General features: G+C 67.8%; 16 protein-coding genes. 8 read left to right on the top strand and 8 right to left on the bottom strand.

From position 1 onward, the window contains the following. Positions 1-79 precede the first annotated feature (79 nt). The 6 genes from kdpB to ppc form a co-directional block, all read right to left on the bottom strand. Positions 80-2,149 (bottom strand): potassium-transporting ATPase subunit KdpB, encoded by a 2,070-nt coding sequence (kdpB, locus tag ACE3T2_RS13420; protein WP_374658158.1) that lies wholly within the window; start codon positions 2,147-2,149, stop codon positions 80-82. A gap of 18 nt (positions 2,150-2,167) precedes the next feature. Then, the gene (gene kdpA, locus ACE3T2_RS13415) at positions 2,168-3,874 is read right to left on the bottom strand and encodes a potassium-transporting ATPase subunit KdpA (RefSeq protein ID WP_374658156.1); all 1,707 of its coding nucleotides are present in this window, start codon (positions 3,872-3,874) and stop codon (positions 2,168-2,170) included. Between the two features lie 12 nt (positions 3,875-3,886). After that, entirely contained in the window at positions 3,887-3,994 is a 108-nt protein-coding gene (locus tag ACE3T2_RS13410) for a potassium-transporting ATPase subunit F (RefSeq protein WP_374658154.1), read from the bottom strand. Between the two features lie 167 nt (positions 3,995-4,161). Beyond that, positions 4,162-4,509 (bottom strand): PRC-barrel domain-containing protein, encoded by a 348-nt coding sequence (locus ACE3T2_RS13405; RefSeq protein ID WP_374658152.1) that lies wholly within the window; start codon positions 4,507-4,509, stop codon positions 4,162-4,164. Between the two features lie 61 nt (positions 4,510-4,570). Continuing rightward, entirely contained in the window at positions 4,571-4,924 is a 354-nt protein-coding gene (locus ACE3T2_RS13400; RefSeq protein WP_374658150.1) for a DUF1428 domain-containing protein, read from the bottom strand. Positions 4,925-4,998: 74 nt separating this feature from the next. Then, the gene (ppc, locus tag ACE3T2_RS13395) at positions 4,999-7,701 is read right to left on the bottom strand and encodes a phosphoenolpyruvate carboxylase (protein ID WP_374658148.1); all 2,703 of its coding nucleotides are present in this window, start codon (positions 7,699-7,701) and stop codon (positions 4,999-5,001) included. 331 nt (positions 7,702-8,032) lie between these two features. Here ppc and ACE3T2_RS13390 point away from each other — a divergent pair, with 331 nt between their 5' ends. After that, positions 8,033-8,275 carry a hypothetical protein gene (locus ACE3T2_RS13390; RefSeq protein WP_374658146.1) on the top strand — a complete coding sequence of 81 codons (243 nt, stop codon included), beginning with the start codon at positions 8,033-8,035 and terminating at the stop codon, positions 8,273-8,275. A gap of 60 nt (positions 8,276-8,335) precedes the next feature. Here the strand turns inward: ACE3T2_RS13390 and ACE3T2_RS13385 are convergent, their stop codons facing one another. Next, positions 8,336-8,944 (bottom strand): TetR/AcrR family transcriptional regulator, encoded by a 609-nt coding sequence (locus ACE3T2_RS13385; RefSeq protein WP_374658144.1) that lies wholly within the window; start codon positions 8,942-8,944, stop codon positions 8,336-8,338. A gap of 150 nt (positions 8,945-9,094) precedes the next feature. Here ACE3T2_RS13385 and ACE3T2_RS13380 point away from each other — a divergent pair, with 150 nt between their 5' ends. The 3 genes from ACE3T2_RS13380 (at position 9,095) to ACE3T2_RS13370 (ending at position 15,030) form a co-directional block, all read left to right on the top strand. Then, positions 9,095-10,282, top strand: coding sequence for an efflux RND transporter periplasmic adaptor subunit (locus ACE3T2_RS13380; protein ID WP_374658142.1), 1,188 nt, complete (start codon positions 9,095-9,097; stop codon positions 10,280-10,282). 174 nt (positions 10,283-10,456) lie between these two features. Continuing rightward, complete coding sequence (locus tag ACE3T2_RS13375; protein ID WP_374658140.1) at positions 10,457-13,630, top strand: efflux RND transporter permease subunit; 3,174 nt, start codon at positions 10,457-10,459, stop codon at positions 13,628-13,630. After that, a complete protein-coding gene (locus tag ACE3T2_RS13370; protein WP_374658138.1) occupies positions 13,627-15,030 on the top strand; it encodes an efflux transporter outer membrane subunit in 1,404 nt (467 codons plus the stop codon). The genes ACE3T2_RS13375 and ACE3T2_RS13370 overlap by 4 nt, the downstream gene beginning before the upstream one ends. On the opposite strand, the gene ACE3T2_RS13365 is transcribed toward ACE3T2_RS13370, so the two are convergent. Further along, positions 15,027-16,286, bottom strand: coding sequence for an NAD(P)/FAD-dependent oxidoreductase (locus ACE3T2_RS13365; RefSeq protein ID WP_374658136.1), 1,260 nt, complete (start codon positions 16,284-16,286; stop codon positions 15,027-15,029). The two genes, ACE3T2_RS13370 and ACE3T2_RS13365, sit on opposite strands and share 4 nt — an antisense overlap. 130 nt (positions 16,287-16,416) lie before the next feature. Between ACE3T2_RS13365 and ACE3T2_RS13360 the strand changes: the two genes are divergently transcribed. From ACE3T2_RS13360 to ACE3T2_RS13345, 4 genes are all read left to right on the top strand, one after another. Then, positions 16,417-17,904, top strand: a complete 1,488-nt coding sequence (locus tag ACE3T2_RS13360) for a flavin-containing monooxygenase (RefSeq protein ID WP_374658134.1) — start codon at positions 16,417-16,419, stop codon at positions 17,902-17,904. A gap of 96 nt (positions 17,905-18,000) precedes the next feature. Continuing rightward, positions 18,001-19,449: an alpha-L-fucosidase gene (locus ACE3T2_RS13355; protein ID WP_374658132.1), complete on the top strand. Its 1,449-nt coding sequence runs from the start codon at positions 18,001-18,003 to the stop codon at positions 19,447-19,449. A gap of 123 nt (positions 19,450-19,572) precedes the next feature. After that, complete coding sequence (locus tag ACE3T2_RS13350; RefSeq protein ID WP_374658130.1) at positions 19,573-20,571, top strand: helix-turn-helix transcriptional regulator; 999 nt, start codon at positions 19,573-19,575, stop codon at positions 20,569-20,571. A gap of 176 nt (positions 20,572-20,747) precedes the next feature. Beyond that, positions 20,748-21,953, top strand: coding sequence for a TonB-dependent receptor (locus tag ACE3T2_RS13345; protein ID WP_374658128.1), 1,206 nt, complete (start codon positions 20,748-20,750; stop codon positions 21,951-21,953). The last annotated feature ends 122 nt before the right edge of the window (positions 21,954-22,075 follow it).

The following is a 22,075-nucleotide window of genomic DNA, read 5'->3' as shown; positions in this document are numbered from 1 at the left end:
TAGATGGCCTGGCCAAGGAAGGCGCAGGCGAAGAGGATGGCGACGAGGCCGAGCGAGACGAGGGCTTCACGCAGCAGCATCAGGCGAGCCCCAGGCCGGAGATCGCGAGGTCGATCAGCTTGATGCCCACGAACGGCGCGACCAGGCCGCCCAGGCCGTAGATCAGCAGGTTGCGCGACAGCAGCTTGCCGGCGCCGATGGCCTGGTAGCGGACGCCCCGCAAGGCCAGCGGGATGAGCGCCACGATGATCAGGGCGTTGAAGATCACCGCCGACAGGATGGCGCTCTCCGGGCTGGAGAGGCCCATGACGTTCAGCGCGCCGAGGGCGGGCAGGCCGGCGACGAACATGGCCGGTATGATCGCGAAGTATTTGGCCACGTCGTTGGCGATCGAAAAGGTGGTCAGGGCGCCGCGGGTGATCAGCATCTGCTTCCCGACCTCGACGATCTCGATGACCTTGGTCGGGTCTGAGTCCAGGTCGACCATGTTGCCGGCCTCGCGGGCGGCCTGGGCGCCGGTCTGCATGGCCACGCCGACGTCGGATTGGGCGAGGGCGGGCGCGTCGTTGGCGCCGTCGCCGCACATGGCCACCAGCCGGCCCTTGGCCTGTTCCTCGCGGATCAGCCGCAGCTTGTCCTCGGGGGTGGCCTCGGCGAGAAAGTCGTCGACCCCAGCCTCGGAGGCGATGGCCGCGGCGGTGACCGGGTTGTCGCCGGTGATCATCACCGTGCGCAGACCCATGCGGCGCAGGTCGGCGAACCGCTCCTTCACATTGGGCTTCACGACGTCCTTCAGGTGGATGACGCCGACCAGGGCGCCGTCCTCGCTGACCGCCAGCGGCGTGCCGCCCGAGCGGGCGATGCGGTCGACGGCCGCGGTCAACTCGGGCGGGACCTGGTGCGGGGCCAGGTCCAGGCTGCGGATCATCGCGTCGACCGCGCCCTTGCGCCACGAGCGGCCGCCGACGTCCAGCCCGGACTGGCGGGTCACAGCGCTGAACGGGATGATGACCCCGCCCTCGGGGGCTTCGGCCTCGACGCCCTGCGCGCGGATCAGGTCGACGATGGAGCGGCCTTCCGGCGTCTCGTCGCCCAGCGAAGCCATGAGGGTGGCGCGCAGGGCCGCGTCCTCGCGCACGCCGGGGGCGGCGATGACCTCGGTGGCCATGCGGTTGCCGAAGGTGATGGTGCCGGTCTTGTCGAGCAGCAGGGTGTCGACGTCGCCGGCGGCCTCCACGGCCCGGCCCGAAGTCGCCAGCACGTTGACCTTCAGCAGGCGGTCCATGCCGGCGATGCCGACGGCCGAGAGCAGGCCGCCGATAGTCGTCGGGATCAGGGTGATGAAGAGGGCCCCCAGCACCATCGGCGGCAGCGCGACGCCGGAGTACTTGCCCAGGCCCAGCAGGGTGACGACGGCGATCAGGAACACCAGCGTCAGGCCAGCCAGCAGGACGGCGAGCGCGATCTCGTTGGGCGTCTTGCGGCGGTCGGCGCCCTCGACCATGGCGATCATCCGGTCGAGGAAGGTCTGGCCGGCCTCGGACGTGATGCGCACCTTGATCCAGTCGGAGACGACGGTGGTGCCGCCGGTGACGGCCGAGCGGTCGCCGCCGCTCTCGCGGATCACCGGGGCGGATTCGCCGGTGATGGCGGCCTCGTTGACCGAGGCGACGCCTTCTATGATCTCGCCGTCGGCGGGGATCACGTCGCCGGCTTCGACCAGCACCACCTCGCCGACACCGAGCTTATGGGCCGGGGTGGGGAGGATCGTGCCGGTCGCGGGGTCGATGATCAGCTTGGCCTTGGTGGTCACGCGGGCGGCGCGCAGGGAGTCTGCGGCCGCCTTGCCGCGGCCCTCGGCGACGCTCTCGGCCAGGTTGGCGAAGAGCACGGTCGCCCATAGCCATAGGGCGATCTGAACCTCGAAGCCGAAGTCGCCGCCGCGGGCGATCTCGGCGCCGGCCGAGACGGTCGCCAGCAGGGCGACGATCCAGGTGGCGAAGATCACCGGGTTGCCGGTCAGCTTGCGCGGGTCGAGCTTGACCATCGCATCGCGGGCGGCGCGGCCGAGCATGGCGGGGGAGAGGCTGGTCGCCAGGGTCGAGGCCTTGCGGCGGCCTTCGCCTTGCGGAGCATAGGAAGCGGTCATTTCAGACGCCTTGAGCGATTAGCGGCTGACGCCGGCGAGCATCTGGAAATGCTCGACGATCGGGCCGAGGGCGAGGGCCGGGAAGAACTGCAGGCCGCCCAGGATGAGGATGATGCCGATCAGCAGGGCGACGAACTGGCCGGTATGGGTGGGCATGGCGCCGACCGTCGGGGCAAGCTTGGGTTTGCCGACCAGGCCGCCGGCGATGGCCAGGACCGCGACGATCGGGACGAACCGGCCCATCAGCATGGCCAGGCCCAGCGTCGTATTCCACCAGGGGGCGTTGGCGGTCAGGCCGGCGAAGGCCGAGCCGTTGTTGGCGGTGGTAGAGACGTAGGCGTAGAGGATCTCGGACAGGCCGTGCGGGCCGCGGTTGAGCAGGCCCTTCAGCGCCTCCGGGAAGACGGCTGCCACGCCCGAGAAGCCCAGCATCGAGAACGGGATGACCAGCAGGGCCAGCATGGCCAGCTTGATCTCCTTGGCCTCGACCTTCTTGCCCAGGTACTCGGGCGTGCGCCCGACCATCAGGCCGGCGACGAACACCGCCAGCAGGGCCATGACCACCATGACCGCGACGCCCGAGCCGATGCCGCCCGGCAGGATCTCGCCCAGCATCATCAGGAACATCGCGATCCCGCCGCCGAGCGGCATGTAGCTGCCGATCATGCTGTTGACCGAGCCGTTGGAGGCGCCGGTGGTCTGGGCCGTCCAGGCGGCGGAGGCGGCCGCGCCGAAGCGGACCTCCTTGCCCTCCATGTTCTGGCTGGCGTCGACGTGGGCCGCGACCAGGGCCGGCGGGCTTTGCGTCTCGGCCGCATAGATCCCTGCGGCGCCCGCGCTAAGCAGCACCGCGGCCGCCAGCACCAGGGCGCGGACGTCCTTGCCGGCCTTGGCCGTGCGGCCGAAGGCGAAGAAGGCGGCCCAGCCGAGCACGTTGATCGACACCGCGGTCAGGAAGTTGGTCAGCGGGGTCGGGTTCTCCAGCGGGTGGGCCGAATTGACGTTGAAAATCCCGCCGCCGTTGATGCCGAGCTGCTTGATGGCCAACTGGCTGGCTACGGCGAAGAGCGAGATCTTCTGCTCCCCGCCCTCGAGCGTGGTGGCCTGGGCCGAGGCGACCAGGGTCTGAGGCACGCCCAGCGCGACCAGAGTCACGGCGAGGACCAGGGCGCAGGGCAGCAGCACATAGAGGGTGGTGCGCACCAGATCGGCCCAAAAGTTGCCGACGCCATCGCCGCGATGGGCGAGGAAGGCGCGGGCCAGGGCTGCCGCCACCGCTGCGCCGGTGGCGGCCGAGACGAAGTTCTGCACCGTCAGGGCGGCCATCTGGCTGAACTGCGACATGGTCGTTTCGCCGCCGTAGGACTGCCAGTTCGTATTGGTGACGAAGCTGACCGCGGTGTTGAAGGCCAGGTGCGGCGAGACTCCGTCGAAACCCTGCGGGTTCAGCGGCAGGCCGCCCTGCAGGCGCAGGATCGCGTAGACCAGCAAAAAACCCGTGGCGTTGAAGGCCAGCAGGGCGGCCGCGTAGGAGAACCAGCCCTGGCTGCGGTTCGGATCGACCCCACAGGCGGCGTAGAAGCCCCGCTCGAGCGGGCGCATGACCGGATCCAGCCAGGTCCGCTCCCCGTTCCAGACGCGGGACATGTAGACGCCAAGCGGCCAGCCGAGCGCGACGGCTGCGGCCAGCGTCAGGGCGATCTCCGCCCATCCTTGCCAAGTCATTTGAAGGTTCCGTCAGAAGCGGTCCGGCCGCAGCAGCGCGGCCAGCATGTAGGCGCCTATGGCGATGGCGCCGGCGGCCCAGAGCAGATCGACAGCCATGTCAGATCCGCCGCAGGGCATGCGCGAAGGCGGCGAAGAGCGCGAACGCGCCCGCCCCCAACGCGAGGAAGATCAGGTCCGCCAAGTTTATTCTCCAGATCCTGTGCGGTCAGGTCTGGAGGATCGCGCCGCACGCCGTCAGGTTTCGAGACGGGACTGGGGGGCGGCGCATAAGGGAGTCGTAAAGATCAGACCGGGTCGGTGCGGAAGTAGCGCTCGGCCTGCTCGCTCCAGCTATAGGCGGTGTCGGAGAGCTGGTCGCGGTCGTAGGCCGGACTGTTCTTCAGCAGGTCCTTGGCCAGGTCCGTCTGGTAGCTGTCGGAGGCTTCGTCGTAACGCAGGGCGCGCCAAGGGATCGGGTGGAACTTGCCGCTCGACCCGAACAGGCCCCCGAACTCCAGCACCACGAACCGCGCCTGGCCGGTGTCGCGCTCGAAGAACACCTCGCGGATGACGCCGATCTTCTTGCCGGCGGCGTCCTTCAAAGGCGCGCCCAGCAGGTTGGCGCTGCGGATCATCAGGCTGTCGAGACTCATGGGTTCCTCCCGCTTGCCGCGGTGGAACGCCCAGCTTGGCCGTTCGATCCGCAGGCAGGCCTCAGAGTTCGAGAAACGTCTCGAAGCCGCCGAAGATCATGCGCTTGGCGTCGAACGGCATGTTCGACGGGTCGCTGTCCAGGCGCGGGTCGGCCATGACCTTGGCGTTGATCTCGTCACGACGTTCCCGCGACGGGTAGACGATCCACGAGAAGATCACGATCTCGTCGTCCTTGGCCTGGACGGCGCGCGGAAACGAGGTCAGCTCACCATAGGGCGTGTCCTCGCCGATGGTCTCGACATAGGCCAGCGCCCCGTGCTCCTTCCAGACCGTGCCGCCCAGACGGGCCATGGCCTTGTAGTCCTCCAGCCGGTCTTTCGGCACGGCCAGGACAAAGCCGTCGACATACGCCATCGCATCCTCCTTCGGTGATCAGACCCAAAGGACGTCAGAAGCCGTTCCGATCCGACAGCGAGGCCGAAATTTAGTCAGCCGCTGTTACGCAAGCCCGCAGCCACGCCGTTGATCGTCAGGTGGATGCCCTCGCGCACCGCCTCGGCCGCGTCTCCCGCCCGACGGCGACGGATCAGCTCGATCTGGAGGTGGTTCAGCGGATCGATGTAGGGCAGGCGGGTGCGCAGCGCCTCGGACAGCTCCGGATTGCGGTCCAGCAGGGCGGTCTGGCCGCTGATCGCCAGCAGCGCTTCAACCGTGCGCGTCCACTCTGCCTCGATGCGCTCGAAGATCGAACTGGCCAGCGCCTTGTCCTCGACCAGGCCGGCGTAGCGGCGGGCGATGTGCATGTCGCTCTTGGCCAGCACCATTTCCATGTTCGAGAGCGTGGTGGCGAAGAAAGGCCAGGCTTCGTGCAGCTCGTTCAGTTCGCTGAGCGAAGCGCCTGAGGCGGCGACCGCCGAGCCGAAGCCGTACCAACCGGGCAGCATGGTCCGCGACTGCGACCAGGAGAACACCCACGGGATCGCCCGCAGGCCCTCGATGCTGCGGGTCGGCTGGCGCGAGGCCGGGCGGCTGCCGATGTTCAGCTCGACGATTTCGGTGAGCGGGGTCGCGGCGTAGAAATAGTCTACGAAACCAGGAGTTTCGTAGACCAGACTGCGATAGGCCTCCATCGAGGCCTGGGAGAGCTTGTCGAGGATCGGCGCGTGCTTCTCGCCCAGCCGTTCCGCCGACGGCTTGCGCAGGGAGGCAAGCACGACGCCGGCGGTGATGGTCTCCAGGCTCTGGTCGGCCAGTTGCGGGTCGGCGTACTTGTTGGCGACGACCTCGCCCTGTTCGGTGATGCGGATGCGCCCGCGAACCGTGCCTTCCGGCTGGGCCAGCAGCGCGTCGTAGCTGGAGCCGCCGCCCCGGCCGACGGTGCCGCCCCGGCCGTGGAACAGCTGCAGGCGCAGGCCCATCTCGTCGGTGGCCGCCAGCAGGGCGCGGCTCGCCTGGTGCAACTCCCAGGTCGAGGTCAGGTAGCTGCCGTCCTTGTTGGAGTCGGAATAGCCGATCATCACCTCCTGCAGCCGGCCTTCATCCAGCAGGGCGCGGACCAGCGGCAGCGAAAGATAGGCCCGCATGGTGTCGGGCGCGGCGCGCAGATCGCCGATGGTCTCGAACAGCGGCTCGGCGAACACCTCGGTGCGCGGCGTCTCGCCCGGGTGAAACAGCCCCACTTCCTTCAACAGGATGTAGACCTCGAGCAGGTCCGAGACCGAGGTGGTGTTCGAGACGATGTAGGCGCGAATGGCGTGCGGCCCGTAGAGCGCGCGTGATCGGGCGGCCTGGGCCAGGACCGCGTACTCGCGCCGGGTTTCTTCGCTGTACTCGGCATAGGGCGAATAGAGCAGCCGGCCGTGGGCCAGTTCGGAGAGCAGCAGCTCGCAGCGGGCCGCCTCGTCCAGCGCCTGGTAGTCCCAGCAGACCCCGGCCGCGGCCATCAGTTCGGCGATGGTGCGGGCGTGGACGGCCGAATTCTGGCGCAGGTCCAGCGTGGCCAGGTGGAACTCGAAGCAGTCCACCGCACGGATCAGTTCGGGCAGGGCGCCGACGCGGAAGGTCTCGCCGTGGTTCTCGATCAGCGAGTCGAGGATCACCTGCAGGTCAGCCTTCAGCGCCAGGGCGTCGGGGTAGGGCTCGGCGGTGAGCGGCGAGGGGCGCGGCGGGGCTTCGCCGGTCAACAGCGGATAGGTGGCGGCCAGGCGGGCGTAGACGCCGCGAAGGGCCCGGCGATAAGGCTCGTCCAGACGTTGGGCCGACGCGTCGCCGCCGTGGTCGGCCAGGGCCTGGAGCTGCGGGCTGACCGAGGCCAGGCTGCTGGAGATCGAGAGCTCCGCGCCGAGCGCATGAATGCGGTCGAGATAGTTCTGCAACGCGGCCTGAGACTGGCGCGCGAACGCCTGTCGCTGGACGACGTCGGTGACGAACGGGTTGCCGTCGCGATCGCCGCCGACCCACGAACCGATGCGCAGGAAGCTGGGCAGATTGGCGCCCAGCTGTCGCGACCAGCGCGCATAAAGCTTAGGAAGCTCCGAGAGGAAGCTACGCTCGAAGTAGGAGACGGCGGTCTCGATTTCATCGACGACGCCCAGCCGTACGCCGCGTAGCAGCCGGGTGCGCCAGAAGATGGCGACCTCACGCAGCAGCTCGACCTCCCGGTCTTCGCGAGCCGCTTCACTCAGCGCCGATTCCCAGGCCGAGAGGGCCGCGGCGATGGCGCCGGCGCGGTCCAGCACGCTCTTGCGGCGCACCTCGGTCGGGTGGGCGGTGATCACGGGGGCGATGGCCGCGCGTTGCAACATCTTCGCCACGGCGTCGCGGTCGACGCCCTCGGCGGCCAGGGCGCGGACGCTGCCGGCCAGGGTGTCGGGGCGCGCGTCGTCCGGCGCGGCCTTGAGGCGCTGGACGTAGTCCTCGGCGATGTTGGTGATCTGCAGGAAGCAGGCGAACGAGTGCGCGAAGCGGACCGTTTCGGCTAGGTCCAGGCTGCGCAGCCGTTCCTCTAGCAGCGCAGCATTGGACGCGCCGCCGTCGCGATGGAACGCCACGGAGGTCTTGCGGATGTCTTCGATGCGATCGAACAGGGCTTCGCCATCCTGGGATTTGATCACATCCCCAAGCACCCGTCCCAGCAACCGAACCCTGGCCCTCAGTTCCGAGGGCGGCGACTTTTCCGCTCTGTCCGCCACGCGCGCTTTTCCGCTTGTCGTCACGTCATCCTCGACGCGGGGGGTTCTCTACAGCCACTCACGCGCGCCGTCGCCGGTCAGTTTGCGTGCTGGCGTACCGGTGATCGTTTTTTGTGCGGCCCAGTCGTGGGTTGGAGGCCAGACGTCAGCGGCGGTGACGATTGCCCCCTCCATGTGACATTCGGAAAAGATTCGCCCCGGGAAAGACAACCAGCGGGCGAGAGGTAGGTGTCGGAATGTAAACTAGAGAAAAGATTGATCTGCGGAGTTTGGATCGGCCGGCCGTTAAGGCTACTGGCCTCGCATCGAGTTGGAAGGCGAGGAGGTCCAGATGAGCAAGGCTAGACTATCCACAGTCTTCTTCGGCGCGGTTCTGGCGTTCAGTGTCATGACGAACGGCTCGGCCGCGACCGGCCGGGCTGCGATCGCAAGCGGTGGTGAACCGATGGCCGCGGCGACCGCGTCCGATGACGGCCCCGCCGAGCTGGCGTCGTGGGCGATGATGATCGTCGGCTTTTGCGGCGCCGGGGCGATGATCCGCTCGCGGCGTCGCCTTCAGGCGTGGGCGGCTTAAAGACCCCCGACAGCCGTCTGCGCCGGGAGGCCCGCTCGCTTGCGAGCGGGCCTTTTCCGTTCAGCCCCCGTGGTCCAGGTGCTCGCGGATCAGCGCGCGGGCGGCCCGCGGCAGCATGCGCGCCGGACCCTCGTTGGCCAGGGTGACGCGGGCCATGTACGAGCCCTCCAGAAGCAACAGCAGCCCGTCGCCCAAGTCGTCGTCCTTGGCGCCGGCCTCCCGGGCCAGCTCGATCAGGCGACGGCGGGTCTCCAGCTTGTGCTCCTTGGCCACCAGGAAAGCGGGGTGGTCGGGCTCATGCAGTTCGACCGCGGCGTTGCAAAGCGCGCAGCCGTACTCCTCCATGTCTTCAGACTTCCGGGCGAACGCCTCGAACAGACCTTCCAGCTTGGCGCGCGGGGTGTCGAACTGGGCGATCACCTCGTCCCACCATTCCCAGCCCTCGCGCGACTGCTCGCGCAGCACCTCGGCCACCAGTTCGTCCTTGGACGGGAAGTTCCGATAGAGGCTCATCTTGGTCGCGCCGGCCTCGGCCGCGATCGACTCGACGCCGACCGCGCGGATGCCGCGACGATAGAACATGTCGCGCGCGGTTTCGAAGATCCGGTCGCGGGCCGGACGGCGTGGCGTTTCCGCAACGGCCTCCGGCGCAGTTTCTCTCCCCGACATTTTCATTTTTCCTTGCATTGACGCGAGAGTGACCGGTCGGTATCTATGCCTCACGTTGATACCGACCGGTATCGTCACATTCTCCCTAAATCATCGACCGCCCGACGCGTCAAGCGCGGGCCGCCGCGACAGTTTGGCCGGATGCATCCCATGTCCGTGAAGTCCTTCATCTCCATCGGCTCCGTCATGGCCCTGGCGCTCGCCGTCGCCGGCTGCGGCGCACAGGCCCAGCAAGCCTCCAACGATCCGCCGCCGCCGCAGGTTTCCGCCGCGCCGGCCGTCTTCAAATCCCTGCGTCAATGGGATGAATTCACCGGACGGCTGGAGCCGGTGGAGCAGGTGCAGATCAAGTCGCGCGTCAGCGGCTATGTCGACAGCGCCCGCTTCCAAGAGGGCGCCCGCGTCAACAAGGGGCAGGTGCTGTTCCAGATCGATCCGCGGCCGTTCCAAGCCGAGGTGAACCGCTTGGCCGCCGAAACCGATTCCGGCCGCGCCAAGCTCGAGCTGGCCATCGCCAACCGCCAGCGCGGCGAGCGGCTGGTCGAGCAGAACGCCCTGGCGCGCAGCGAGTACGAGCGCTTGATCTCGGAAGAAAAGGCGGCCCACGCCGTGCTCGAAGCCGCCTCCGCCGCCCTCAGCGCCGCCAAGTTGAACCTGGAGTTCACCCGCGTGACCTCGCCGATCGACGGGCGGGTGTCGCGGGCCATCGTCACGGCGGGCAACCTGGTCACCAGCGCCGACCTCCTGACTACGGTGGTGAGTGAAAATCCGGTCTACGCCTCTTTCAACACCGACGAACAAACCTTCTTGAAGTATGCGCAGGGCGCCCGCGGTCGGCCCTCGCCGGTCTTCATGGGCCTCATGACCGAGGACGGCTATCCCCACGAAGGCAAGCTGGTCTTCGTTGACAACGCCATGGACGCCGGATCCGGCACCATCAACGGCCGGGCGCTGTTCACCAACCCGGACGGCCGTTTCACCGCGGGCCTGTTCGCTCGGATCCGCCTGGTCAGCGAGGACGCCCAGACCGTCGGGCTGATCCCGGACCGGGCGATCGGCGCCGATCTCGGCAAGCGTTTCGTACTGGTGGTGGACCCCAAGAACGTCGCCCAGTATCGGACCGTCACCCTGGGGCCGAAGGTCGGCGACCTGCGCATCGTCCGCACCGGCCTGAAGCCCGGCGAAGTGGTGATCGTCGGCGGCGGCCAGAAGGTGAAACCCGGTCAGACCGTCGCCCCGACCCGGATCGCCTTCAAGCTGCCGACCCACGCTCTGGCTCAGGTCGAGGTCCCGCAACTCCAGACCGCCGCGATCACCACGTCGACCCGCGTCGAATAGCCGGCGGCGGCGACTTTCCCCGGCGCGGGTTCCGCCCGCTCGCGCCGGCTTCGAAGCCATCTCTCGCGGCGGCGAGAGGGGCAGGCCTCCGTGGCCTGCGGCTTCCCCCGCCGGGGAAGCTGGCGATGGCGCACGCCCAATGCAGCGGTCGCAGAGCCGCCAAGGAACCCACTCATGAACGTCTCACGGTTCTTCGTGGACCGGCCGCGGTTCGCCGCGGTCCTGTCCATCATCATCTTCGTGGCGGGCCTTATCGCCCTGCCGCGCTTGCCGATCAGCGAATACCCCGAGGTCGTGCCGCCGACTGTGGTGGTGCGCGCCGCTTTCCCAGGCGCCAACCCGACCGTCATCGCCGAGACCGTGGCTTCGCCGCTGGAACAGGCTCTGAACGGGGTGGAGGGAATGCTCTACCAGTCGTCCCAGTCGACGGCCGACGGGGTCATGACCCTGACGATCACCTTCAAGCTGGGAACCGACATCGACAAGGCTCAGGTCCAGGTCCAGAACCGCGTGGCCCAGGTGCTGCCCAAGCTGCCGGCCGAGGTGCAGCGGGCCGGGGTGGTGACCAACAAGGCCACGCCCGACCTGACCATGGTCGTGCACCTGATCTCTCCCGACAAGCGTTACGACATGCTCTACCTGTCGAACTACGCGCAGCTTCGGATCAAGGACAACCTGGCCCGGATCGACGGGGTGGGGGACGTGCCGATGTTTGGCTCGGGGCCCTACGCCATGCGCGTCTGGCTGGATCCGGAGAAGGTGGCGTCCCGCTCGCTCACCGCCGGCGATGTGCTGCGGGCGATCCGCGAGCAGAATGTCCAGGTGGCCGCTGGCCAGCTCGGCGCTCCGCCGGCGCCCGGCCGGGCCGATTTCCAGCTGGCCATCAACGCCCAGGGCCGCCTGACCGACGAGGACGACTTCCGCAACATCATCATCAAGACCGGGGAGGGCGGCGAGATCACCCGCCTGGGCGACGTGGCCCGGGTGGAGCTGGGCTCCTCCAGCTATGCGCTACGCTCGCTGCTCGACAACCAGCAAGCTGTCGCCCTGCCGATCTACGCCCGGCCCGGCGCCAACGCTCTCAACATCTCGCAGAACGTTCGCGCCACCATGGCGGAGCTCTCCAAGGACTTCCCGCAAGGGGTCGAGTACCGGATCGTCTACGACCCCACGGTGTTCGTCCGCGGCTCCATCGACGCGGTGACCCACACCCTGGTGGAGGCCATCCTGCTGGTGGTCATCGTGGTTGTGCTGTTCCTGCAGAGCTGGCGCGCCTCGGTGATCCCGCTGATCGCCGTGCCGGTGTCGCTGATCGGCACCTTCGCCGTGATGCTGATGCTGGGCTTCGGCCTCAACACTTTGACGCTCTTCGGCCTGGTTCTGGCCATCGGGGTGGTGGTCGACGACGCCATCGTGGTTGTGGAAAACGTGGAGCGGAACATCGAGGCGGGCCTGCCCCCGCTCGAGGCCGCTCGCAAGGCCATGACGGAGGTGACGGGACCCATCGTCTCAACGGCCTTGGTGCTCTGCGCGGTCTTCGTGCCCACTGCCTTCATCAGCGGCCTGACCGGCCAGTTCTACCGGCAGTTCGCCCTGACCATCGCCATCTCCACCATCATCTCGGCCTTCAACTCGCTGACACTGTCTCCGGCGCTGGCCGCCGTCCTGCTGAAGCCCCACGGGGCGGAGAAGGACCGGTTCCAGAAACTTATCGATCGGGCGCTGGGCTGGCTGTTCACGCCGTTCAACCGCTTCTTCGCCCGCTCGTCGGAGGGCTACGTCCGTGGGGTGTCGAAGATCCTCGGCAAGTCGACCGTGGCCATGGCGGTCTATGGCGTGCTGATCGCGCTGACGGTGATCGGCTTCATTCGCACCCCCACGGGCTTCATCCCCGCCCAGGACAAGCAGTACCTGGTGGCCGCCGCGCAACTGCCCGACGCGGCTTCGCTGGACCGCACCGAGGCGGTGATCCGCCAGATCAGCGACATCGCCCTGAAGACCCCGGGAGTGGAGAGCGCCGTGGCCTTCCCGGGCCTCTCCATCAACGGCTTGGTCAACAGCCCCAACGCCGGGGCGGTGTTCATCACCCTCGACCCCTTCGACAAGCGCAAGTCCAAGGATCTCTCGGCCAACGCCCTGGCCCAGCACCTCAACGCCAAGTTCGCGGCCATCGAGGACGGCTCCGTGGCGGTCTTCCCCCCGCCGCCGATCATGGGCATGGGCCAGATCGGCGGGTTCAAGATCCAGATCGAGGACCGGGCAGGCCTGGGCGCCGAGGAACTCTACAACCAGACCCAGGCCATGGTGGCCAAGGCCAGCAAGGAGCCGTCCCTGACCGGCTCGTTCTCCAGCTTCCAGATCAGCGTGCCTCAGGTCGACGCCGACATCGACCGCGAAAAGGCCCGCGCTCAGGGGGTGTCGCTCACGGACCTGTTCGAGACCATGCAGGTCTATCTTGGCTCGGTCTATGTGAACGACTTCAACCGGTTCGGCCGAACCTACGAGGTCGACGTCCAGGCCGAGCAGGATCATCGGCTGGAGCCCGACGACGTCCTGCGCCTGCAGACCCGCAACGCCGCCGGCCAGATGGTGCCGCTTGGGGCTTTCGTGACCCTGAAGCAGACAACCGGTCCAGACCGGGTGGCCCACTACAACGGCTATCTCTCGGCGGAGATCAACGGCGGCCCCGCGCCAGGCTTCTCCACCGGCCAGGCCGAGAAGGCGATGGAGGACCTGGTCAAGGCCCAGCTTCCCAACGGCATGGGCTATGAGTGGACCGACCTGACCTACCAGCAGATCCTAGCGGGCAACACCGCGGTCCTGGTCTTCCCGCTCTGTGTGCTGCTGGCCTTCCTGGTGCTGGCCGCCCAGTACGAGAGCTGGAGCCTGCCCCTGGTGGTTATCCTGATCGTGCCCATGACCCTGCTGTCGGCCCTGTTCGGGGTGTTCGTCACCGGAGGGGACAACAACATCTTCACCCAGATCGGGCTGATCGTGCTGGTGGGCCTGGCCTGTAAGAACGCCATCCTGATCGTCGAATTTGCGCGCGACCGTGAGGCCCACGGCGACTCGACCTGGCATGCGGTGCTGGAGGCCTGCCGCCTGCGGCTGCGTCCGATCCTGATGACCTCGCTGGCCTTCATCATGGGGGTCGCGCCCCTGGTGTTCGCCCATGGCGCCGGCGCCGAGATGCGTCACGCAATGGGAGTGGCCGTGTTCGCCGGCATGCTGGGCGTGACCTTCTTCGGTCTGCTGCTGACGCCGGTCTTCTACCTGCTGATCCGCCGCTTCACGGGCCGCACCCGGGCGGCGGCAAGCCAGAGCGCCATCGAGGAGGCCCGCTCTTGAACGTCCTAAGACTGACCGTTCCGGCCCTCTTCGCGCTCGCGCTTAGCGCCTGCGCAGTGGGACCGGACTACAAGACGCCGCAGACCCCGCCGGCCGTTTTCCACAACGCCGATCCCGCCGTCTTCGCCGCCGCCGGCCCGGAGGCGGACTGGTGGCGGCAATTTGAGGATCCCGTTATGGATCAGCTGGTTGCGCGGTCGCTTTCATCCAATCTTGACCTGAAGATCGCGCTGGCGCGTGTGGCGGAGGCCCGCGCCATCTTAACCGATGCGCGGCTCGATCAACTGCCGCGCGTCACGGCCGCCGGCGCCTCGACCCAGGCCAAGCAGCAACAACCCGGTTCAGGCGGCGCCCGCGTCGAGAGCGAGACCTACAGCGCCGGCTTCGACGCCGCCTGGGAGCTCGATCTCTTCGGCCGGGTTCGTCGAGGAGGCGAGGCGGCTGGGGCGGAGGTCGGCGCCGCTCGCGCCGACCTCCGCGATGCTCAGGTCACCGTCGCCGCCGAGGTCGCTCGCAACTACTTCGAACTGAGGGGCGCCCAGGCGCGGCTGGACGTAGCCCGCCGCAATCTGGAGACCCAACGTGAAACGGTGCGCATCACCCAGGCGCGGTTCGATGTCGGCGGGGCCGATCCCATCGACATCGAAAGCGCCAAGGCGCGGTTGAAGGCCACCGAGGCGACTATCCCGACCTTCGTCGCCGCCGAGCGGGCCGCGGGCTATCGGCTGGCGGTGCTGGTCGGCGAGCGGCCGGGCGCCCTGGACGATCTGTTGGCGGCGCAGCGCGCGCGCACCGCGCCGTTCGCCAAGGCCCTCCCGATCGGCGAGGCGGCCGATCTGCTGCGACGGCGGCCGGACGTGCAGGCCGCCGAGCGGCGGCTGGCGGCCCAGACCGCCAAGGTCGGGGTGGCGACGGCCGATCTCTTCCCGCGAGTACGGGTCAACGGCTTCATAGGCTTCCTGGCGGGGGATCTCTCGTCGCTGGGCGAGGCGGCGAGCAACGCGTGGTCGGTGAGCCCTACGGTCAGTTGGCCAGGCCTGGACATCGGCGGCGCGCGAGCGCGGCTGAAGGCCGCCCAAGCCCGCAACGACGCCAGCCTGGCGGTCTATGACCAGACCGTATTGCGGGCGCTGGAGGACGTCGAGAACGCCTTGGTCCGCTACGCCCAGCGTCAGGCTCAGCTGCGCAGCCTGAACGATCAGGCGGCGGCCTCGCGACGGGCGGCGGAACTGGCGCGGCTGCGATACCGCGAGGGCGTCGTCGACTTTCTGGTGCTGCTCGACGCCGAACGCACCTTGCTGGCGGCCGAGGACGCGGTCAGCGTGGCCGAGACCGGCGTCAACACCGACGTGGCGGCTGTCTACAAAGCACTTGGCGGCGGATGGCCGGCGGGCGGCTAGTTATCCTGCCCGCGATGCTGGACGATCAGCCGAATGTTCCTCTGGCGGGTCAGCCAGCTCCACAGCCAGTCGAACGCCACCGCGATGCGGTTACGCAGGCCGATCAGGAAGTAGACGTGGGCTACGCCCCAGAACGCCCAGCCGATGAAGCCGGTCAGCCGAGTCTTGCCGATCTGCACCACCGCGGCGTGGCGGCCGATGGTAGCTAGGTCGCCGGCGTGAGCGTAGCGGAAGGGCTCGGCGCCCGCGGCGCCGGCCAGGCGCGCGGCGATTTGACGAGCGGCATGCTTGCCGGCCTGCTTGGCGGCCGGCGCGATGCCCGGAACCGGCTTGCCGTCGACGGCGATGGCGGCGGCGTCGCCGACCACGAACACCTCGGGGTGGCCGGGCAGCGAGAGGTCGGGCGCGACCTTGGCCCGTCCGGCGCGGTCATGCTCGCCGGCCAGGTTCGCCGCCAATGGCGAGGCCGCCACCCCCGCTGCCCAGATCACGGTGCGCGACGGAACGCGGGTCACGCCGAGATCGACCCCCTGATCGTCCAGGCTGGTGACCATGGTTCCGGTCAGAACCTCGACACCGATGTCATTCAATGCCTTGGCGGCATAGGCTGACAGATCCTCGGCCAGCACTGGCAGCACCCGTGGGCCAGCTTCGACCAGCAGCACGCGGGCCTGGCCTGGGTTGATCTGGCGGAAGTCGCGGCTGAGCGCGTCGCGGGCCAGTTCAGCGACGGCGCCGGCCATCTCGACGCCGGTCGCGCCGCCTCCGACGATCACGAATGTCAACAGGGCAGGGCGCTCCGAGGGCGGCGCCGTCTCCGCCCGCTCGAAGGCCGACAGCACCCGGCGGCGCAATTCGGTCGCGTCCTCCAGGCTCTTCAGGCCCGGCGCGGCGTCCTCCCATTGAGGCTTGCCGAAATAGGAATGGGCCGCACCGGTGGCGATGATCAGATAGTCGTAGGGAAAGTCGCCGTCGGCTGTGACGACCCGGCGTGTTTCCAGGTCCACAGTTTGCGCCCGGGTCATCACCACCCGCACGTTCGCCTGTCGGGTCAGAACGTGGCGCAGCGGCCAGGCGATCTCCGACGGCGACAAGGCCGCCGTCGCCACTTGGTACAGCAAGGGTTGGAACAGATGATAATTGCGCTGGTCGATCAGAGTGATCTCCACCGGCGCCTTGGTCAGGGTCCGGGCCGCTTCCAGGCCGCCGAACCCGCCGCCGACGATGACGACGCGGGGATGCCTGGACTCTGTCACGCCTGCGTCTCCCGCTCACACCGGCTCCATCTGGAGGGAGCAATCGTGGTCATGGCAAGGCGCTGTTGGCGAAAGACAGCGAACGGCGCATCATGCGTGCCAATTGTTTTACGCCTTTGAGGATGGAAACTTGGCCACCGAACATTTCGACGTTCTGATCGTGGGGGCTGGCCTGTCGGGGATCGGCGCGGCCTACCACCTACAGGCCGACTGTCCGCGCAAGACCTATGCGATCCTGGAAGGCCGCGATGCGATCGGCGGCACCTGGGACCTGTTCCGCTATCCCGGTATCCGCTCGGACAGCGACATGTATACGCTCGGCTACGCCTTCAAGCCGTGGCGCGAGGCCAAGGCGATCGCCGACGGCCCTTCGATCCTTAAATACGTTCGCGACACTGCGGTGGAGAATGGCATCGACCGGCATATCCGCTTCGGCCACCAAGTGAAGCGGGCCTCGTGGTCCTCCGCCGACGCCCGCTGGACCGTCGACGCCGAGGTCGGCCCCGACCGGCAGGTCGTGCGCCTGACCTGCAATTTCCTTTTCATGTGCAGCGGCTATTACGATTACGCCGAGGGCTATACGCCGGAGTTCGCCGGAACCGATCGGTTCACGGGCCGCATCGTTCATCCGCAGAAGTGGCCGGAAGACCTTGATTATTCGGGCAAGAAGGTCGTGGTGATCGGCAGCGGGGCGACAGCCGTGACCCTGGTTCCCGAAATGGCCAAGACCGCCGGCCACGTGACCATGCTGCAGCGTTCGCCGACCTATGTCGTCTCGCGGCCGGCCGAGGACGCCGCCGCCAACTGGCTCCGGGCCAAGCTGCCGGCCAAGCTCGCCTATGGGATAACCCGCTGGCGCAACGTGTTGTTCGGCATGCTGTTCTTCAACCTGGCGCGCAAGAAGCCCCAGAAGACCAAGGAGCGGATCATCGGAATGGTGCGCGAGCACCTGGGCCCGGACTACGACGTCGCGACCCATTTCACGCCGCGCTACAATCCCTGGGACCAGCGGTTGTGCCTGGTGCCGGACGCCGACCTGTTCGACGCGATCAAGCAGGGTTCGGCTTCCGTCGTCACCGACCACATCGAGACGTTCACCGAGACCGGCGTGAAGCTGAAGTCCGGCCAGGAACTGGCGGCGGATGTCGTCGTCACCGCCACGGGGCTGAAGATGCAATTGCTCAGCGGGCTCGAGGTCCTGGTCGACGGCCAGCGGGTGAATATGGCCGACACGATGAGCTACAAGGGGATGATGTACAGCGGCGTGCCGAACCTGGCCTCGGCCTTCGGTTACACCAACGCCTCCTGGACGCTGAAGTGCGACCTGACGTGCGAGTATGTCTGCCGCCTGCTGAATCACATGGAGCGCACCGGCCGCCCGATCGCCACGCCCAGGGCCGACCCGACCGTGGAGACTGCGCCCTGGCTCGACTTCTCGTCCGGCTACGTCCAGCGCGGCATCGCGCAATTCCCCAAGCAGGGAACGAAGAAGCCCTGGAAGCTGCATCAGAACTACGCCCTCGACATGATGGCGTTGCGTTTCGGCTCGGTGGAAGACGGCGTGATGCAGTTCTCCAAGCCCGAGCCGGTGGCGGCGTCCCGAGACCTGGCGGCCTGATCCGCCAGGGTTGCCAAGCTCCGCCGTTGCTCGTCTGATGGCGCGGCGCCGCTGGTCACCGGCGGGCGTTCCGTCTTTAGCGGAGGGGAGGGCGCCATGGCGCGATCGGAGGCGGACGCCGCCGCGTTCATTGGGCGGACCCTGCCGGCCTGGTACGACGACGCCAAATTCGGCGTCTTCATCCATTGGGGGCTGTTCTCGATCCCGGCCTTCGCGCCCCGCGTCGGCAAGATCTCCGATATCTTCAAGACCGACTACCGGCGCGCGGTGGCGCTTTCGCCCTATACGGAGTGGTACGAGAACGCGATCAAGTCCCCAGACACGCCCTCGGCGAAGTTCCATCAGGAGACCTATGGCGGCGCGCCCTACGCGGATTTCCGCGAGCCGTTCCTGGCGGGCCTCGCCCAATGGGACCCCGACGCCTGGGCCGAGGCGATCGCCGCGTCGGGCGCCCGGTACGTGGTGCTGGTGACCAAGCACCATGATGGCTACTGCCTGTGGCCGTCCAAGGTCGCCAACCCGCATCGCGAGGGCTGGGCTACCCAGCGCGACGTGGTCGGCGAACTGGCCGCCGCGGTCCGCCGACAGGGGCTGCGGTTCGGCGTCTATTATTCCGGCGGCATCGACTGGAGCTTCAATCCCGAGCCGTTGCGCACATTGATGGATTTCGTCGGCTCGGTCCCCGGTGGCGGCTATCCTGCCTATGCGGCCGCCCAAGCGCGCGAGCTGATCGAGCGCTACGAGCCGGCTGTGCTGTGGAACGACATCTCGTGGCCGGGAAGCGAGCGCGAGCTGTTCTCGCTGTTCGCCGACTACTACGCAGCCATTCCCGACGGCGTCGTCAACGATCGCTGGAAGACCCCGACCCTCTCCGCCAGGCTGCTTCGGTATAAGCTGCCCCGCCGGATCCTGGACGCCCAAATAGAGAAGAAGGCCGCCCACAGCGGCGGCGCGGACGGCGTGGTGCCGCCGCCGGTGCCGCATTGCGACTTTCGGACGCCCGAATATGTCCGCTTCGACAGCGTTCAGGACCGCAAATGGGAGGCGACGCGCGGCATGAGCCATTCCTTTGGCTTCAACCGCAACGACACCGAGGCCGACTATGAAAGCGCCGAACACCTGTTGGGCGAACTGATCGACTGCGTCTCCAAGGGCGGCAACCTGCTGCTCAATATCGGCCCGCGCGGCGGCGACGCCCAGGTCCCCGAGCCGCAGCTGCGGCGGCTGGCGCAGATGGGCGCCTGGCTGAGGGCCAACGGCGCGGCGATCTATGGCGCGCGGCCCTGGCGAAGGTCCGACGCTGTGGCGGCGGACGGGACGGCGGTCCGCTTCACGGCCAAGGCGGGCGACCTTTATGTCATCCCGCTGGGGAGCCCGGGGACGGCCTTCGATCTGCCGGGCGTGCGCCTGGAAGGGCGCGCCCGGCGCCTCGCCGATGGCGCGCCGGTGGAACTTCAGCCGATGGGTGACGGCGCGCGTCTGGGATTCGCCGCGCCGCAGGAAGGAACCTTCGCCCCCGTCGTCGTGGTCGAGGGGGCGGGCTAAGCGCGCTTCCTATGTGACAGGGGTGCGGAAATCCGCGCCGGCCCGGCGTCGGCTTCGTGACAATTGCGTGTCGCTGCGACAGGTTCCGCCTGAGCCGACGCTGAGTTCGGCCTCGGGGTGTGGATGAACGACCTTCTGTCGTCGCGTGCCGATGTTCGCGACATCTATGACGGGTTCAACGGCCATGTGGCCGGCCCGCCGCGCGCGCCGCGGCGCGAGCCCGCGTCCGCGCGCCTGCCGGTGCAGCATGGAGCCGGCTATTGGGACGTCGTGCGCCTCTACGACCACCTTCTCGTCTGCGTGGCCGACAGCAGCTACGACGAACACTACACCCTGCCGATCCGGGTGCCGGAGGACCTCGTTTCGCTGCGCTTCGTGGTCGCCGGCGGCATCGGCCTGCATGACGCCGGCCCCAATGCGGTGCGGGTCGAGAAGGGTTACGCCTCGGTTCTGAGCCTGCCGGCCGGCCGTGACTACGACCTGCATATCCATGGCCGCGAGCGACTGGCCTCGCTGACCCTGCATTTTCACGCCGGCAACCTCGCGCGGATCATGGGCCTGGAGACCGGCGAGCTGCCACGGCTGTTGCGCGACCTCGACCGGCCGGGGCAGGGGTTCCATCATATCGGGATGCGCCTGAACCAGGGGATGCAGGGCGCGGTGCGCGACATCGTCGGCGCCTCGTTCAAGGGCGCTCTGCGCCAGCGTTACCTCGAGGCCAAGGTCATGGAGATGCTTTGCCTCCTGGTCGACGCAGTGGATGGCGACGATCGCGGGGTGCAGGTCGCTCCGCCCCTTCGTCGCAGCGAGCGCGACAGCCTGTACGAGGCGCGCGAAATCCTGGTCGAGGAGTTCGCCGACCCGCCCAGTATCGAGCTTTTGGCCCGCCGCGTCGGCGTCAACCGCACCAAGCTCCAGGTCGGCTTCAAGGAGATGTTCGGCTCGACCGTCTTCGACTTCTGCCAAGCGCGCCGCATGGAACGGGCGCTGGAGCTGCTGCGCGACGGCTCAATGACCATCGCCGAGGTCGCCGAATCGGTGGGCTACGAGCACGCGACGAACTTCACCGCCGCCTTCCGCCGACGCTTCAACAGCCTGCCCAAGGCCTATCTTCGCCGGTAGCGCCGCGCGCCGGCGCGTATTTCAGGTTGTGACGGAACTCGACTGGCTGCATGGCGCATCAGAATGAGTGCTTGGCGCATCATTCTGGCGCGCGCCGCGCCCCTATGTTCCGGCTCACGAATCTCACGCCTTGCGTCTGGAGCGCGGGGCGTGCGCCACCGGGAGGGGACATATCCATGGCTATGAGCAACAAGACGCGCCTGCTGGCCGCGTCGGTTCTGATTTCGGCGACGGCTCTGACCGCCGCGCCGTCCTTCGCGCAGGAAAGCGTCGTCGACGAACTGGTCGTCACCGCCCGTAAGCGCACCGAGTCCGTCATGGACGTTCCGATGAGCATCAACGTCGTCGGCGAGCAGGCGATGCAGAAGCTCGGCGCCGAAAGCTACACCAACCTGCTGGGCTCGGTGCCCAGCCTTACCGCCTACCAGAACGGACCGGGCCGCACGCGCCTGTCGATCCGCGGGATCACCAACGGCGGGGGCAACGACAACGACACCCAGAATCAGGAAACCGTCGGCATCTACATCGACGAAATCCCGATCTCGATGGGCGCCCTGAACCCGGAACTGGCGCTGTTCGACCTGGAGCGCGTCGAAGTCCTGCGCGGCCCGCAGGGCACGCTGTACGGCGCCGGCTCGATGACCGGCACCGTGCGGATGATCACTCATCGCCCGCAGCTGAACACCTTCGAAGGCAAGATCGACGCCGGCGTCTCGACCGTCAGCGAAGGCGGCAACGGCTATTCGCTGAAGGGTCTGGTCAACGTGCCGGTCGTGACCGACCGCGTCGCCGTCCGAGCCTCGGGCTACTACACCAAGACCCCGGGCTACATCGACAACGTCGCGACCGGCGAGAAGGACGTCAATGACGGCCTGGCCGTCGGCGGCCGGATCGAAGCTCGCTTCCAGGTCACCGAGGACTTCACCGCCGACCTGACCTACTTCAAGCACCACTACAAGGACGGCGGCCGTCCCGAGGACCTCGAGCGCGTGCCTGGCCTTGGCCGCGACTACGTCTCGTCCGATGGCTATGTCGATGACCTCGACATCTACAACCTGACCATGAACTACGACCTGGGCTTTGCGAACCTGGTCTCGTCGACCTCGTACTTCGACCGCAAGACGGTCAACAAGCGCTCGCTGGACGGGCTGCTGGCCCTGTTCCCGGTGAAGCCGAGCCCGCTGGTCGACACCACCGAAAGCACCTTCTTCGCCCAGGAAATCCGCCTGGCCTCGCAAGGCGACGGACCGCTGAGCTGGGTCGTCGGCGCCTATACCGACAAGAAGGACATCTACTACCTGAACACCGTGCCGGTGCCGGGCTTCGACGCCGCCATGGGCGTCAATTCGGCCGACTTCGGCGCGCCGAAGGACAATCCCTAGGCTCAGGACCCATTGATGTGATGCGCTCGATCTGATTCAGGCTCTGCAAGGAGATTGGATATGAGCGACCTGTATTGGCTGACGGACGAGCAGATGGAGCGGCTACGGCCGCACTTCCCCAA

The organism is Phenylobacterium sp. (assembly GCF_041919955.1).
Lineage (GTDB): Bacteria > Pseudomonadota > Alphaproteobacteria > Caulobacterales > Caulobacteraceae > Phenylobacterium.
The sequence above is the reverse complement of the archived record's forward strand: the minus strand, read 5'-3'. Positions and strand labels throughout refer to the sequence as shown.

Excerpts from the sequence above, each read along its gene's own strand:
- kdpB (WP_374658158.1), bottom strand. The coding sequence starts at position 2,149 with ATGACCGCTTCCTATGCTCCGCAAGGCGAAGGCCGCCGCAAGGCCTCG.
- kdpA (WP_374658156.1), bottom strand. The coding sequence starts at position 3,874 with ATGACTTGGCAAGGATGGGCGGAGATCGCCCTGACGCTGGCCGCAGCC.
- ACE3T2_RS13410 (WP_374658154.1), bottom strand. The coding sequence starts at position 3,994 with ATGCCCTGCGGCGGATCTGACATGGCTGTCGATCTGCTCTGGGCCGCC.
- ACE3T2_RS13405 (WP_374658152.1), bottom strand. The coding sequence starts at position 4,509 with ATGAGTCTCGACAGCCTGATGATCCGCAGCGCCAACCTGCTGGGCGCG.
- ACE3T2_RS13400 (WP_374658150.1), bottom strand. The coding sequence starts at position 4,924 with ATGGCGTATGTCGACGGCTTTGTCCTGGCCGTGCCGAAAGACCGGCTG.
- ACE3T2_RS13390 (WP_374658146.1), top strand. The coding sequence starts at position 8,033 with ATGAGCAAGGCTAGACTATCCACAGTCTTCTTCGGCGCGGTTCTGGCG.
- ACE3T2_RS13385 (WP_374658144.1), bottom strand. The coding sequence starts at position 8,944 with ATGTCGGGGAGAGAAACTGCGCCGGAGGCCGTTGCGGAAACGCCACGC.
- ACE3T2_RS13380 (WP_374658142.1), top strand. The coding sequence starts at position 9,095 with ATGTCCGTGAAGTCCTTCATCTCCATCGGCTCCGTCATGGCCCTGGCG.
- ACE3T2_RS13375 (WP_374658140.1), top strand. The coding sequence starts at position 10,457 with ATGAACGTCTCACGGTTCTTCGTGGACCGGCCGCGGTTCGCCGCGGTC.
- ACE3T2_RS13355 (WP_374658132.1), top strand. The coding sequence starts at position 18,001 with ATGGCGCGATCGGAGGCGGACGCCGCCGCGTTCATTGGGCGGACCCTG.
- ACE3T2_RS13350 (WP_374658130.1), top strand. The coding sequence starts at position 19,573 with ATGAACGACCTTCTGTCGTCGCGTGCCGATGTTCGCGACATCTATGAC.
- ACE3T2_RS13345 (WP_374658128.1), top strand. The coding sequence starts at position 20,748 with ATGGCTATGAGCAACAAGACGCGCCTGCTGGCCGCGTCGGTTCTGATT.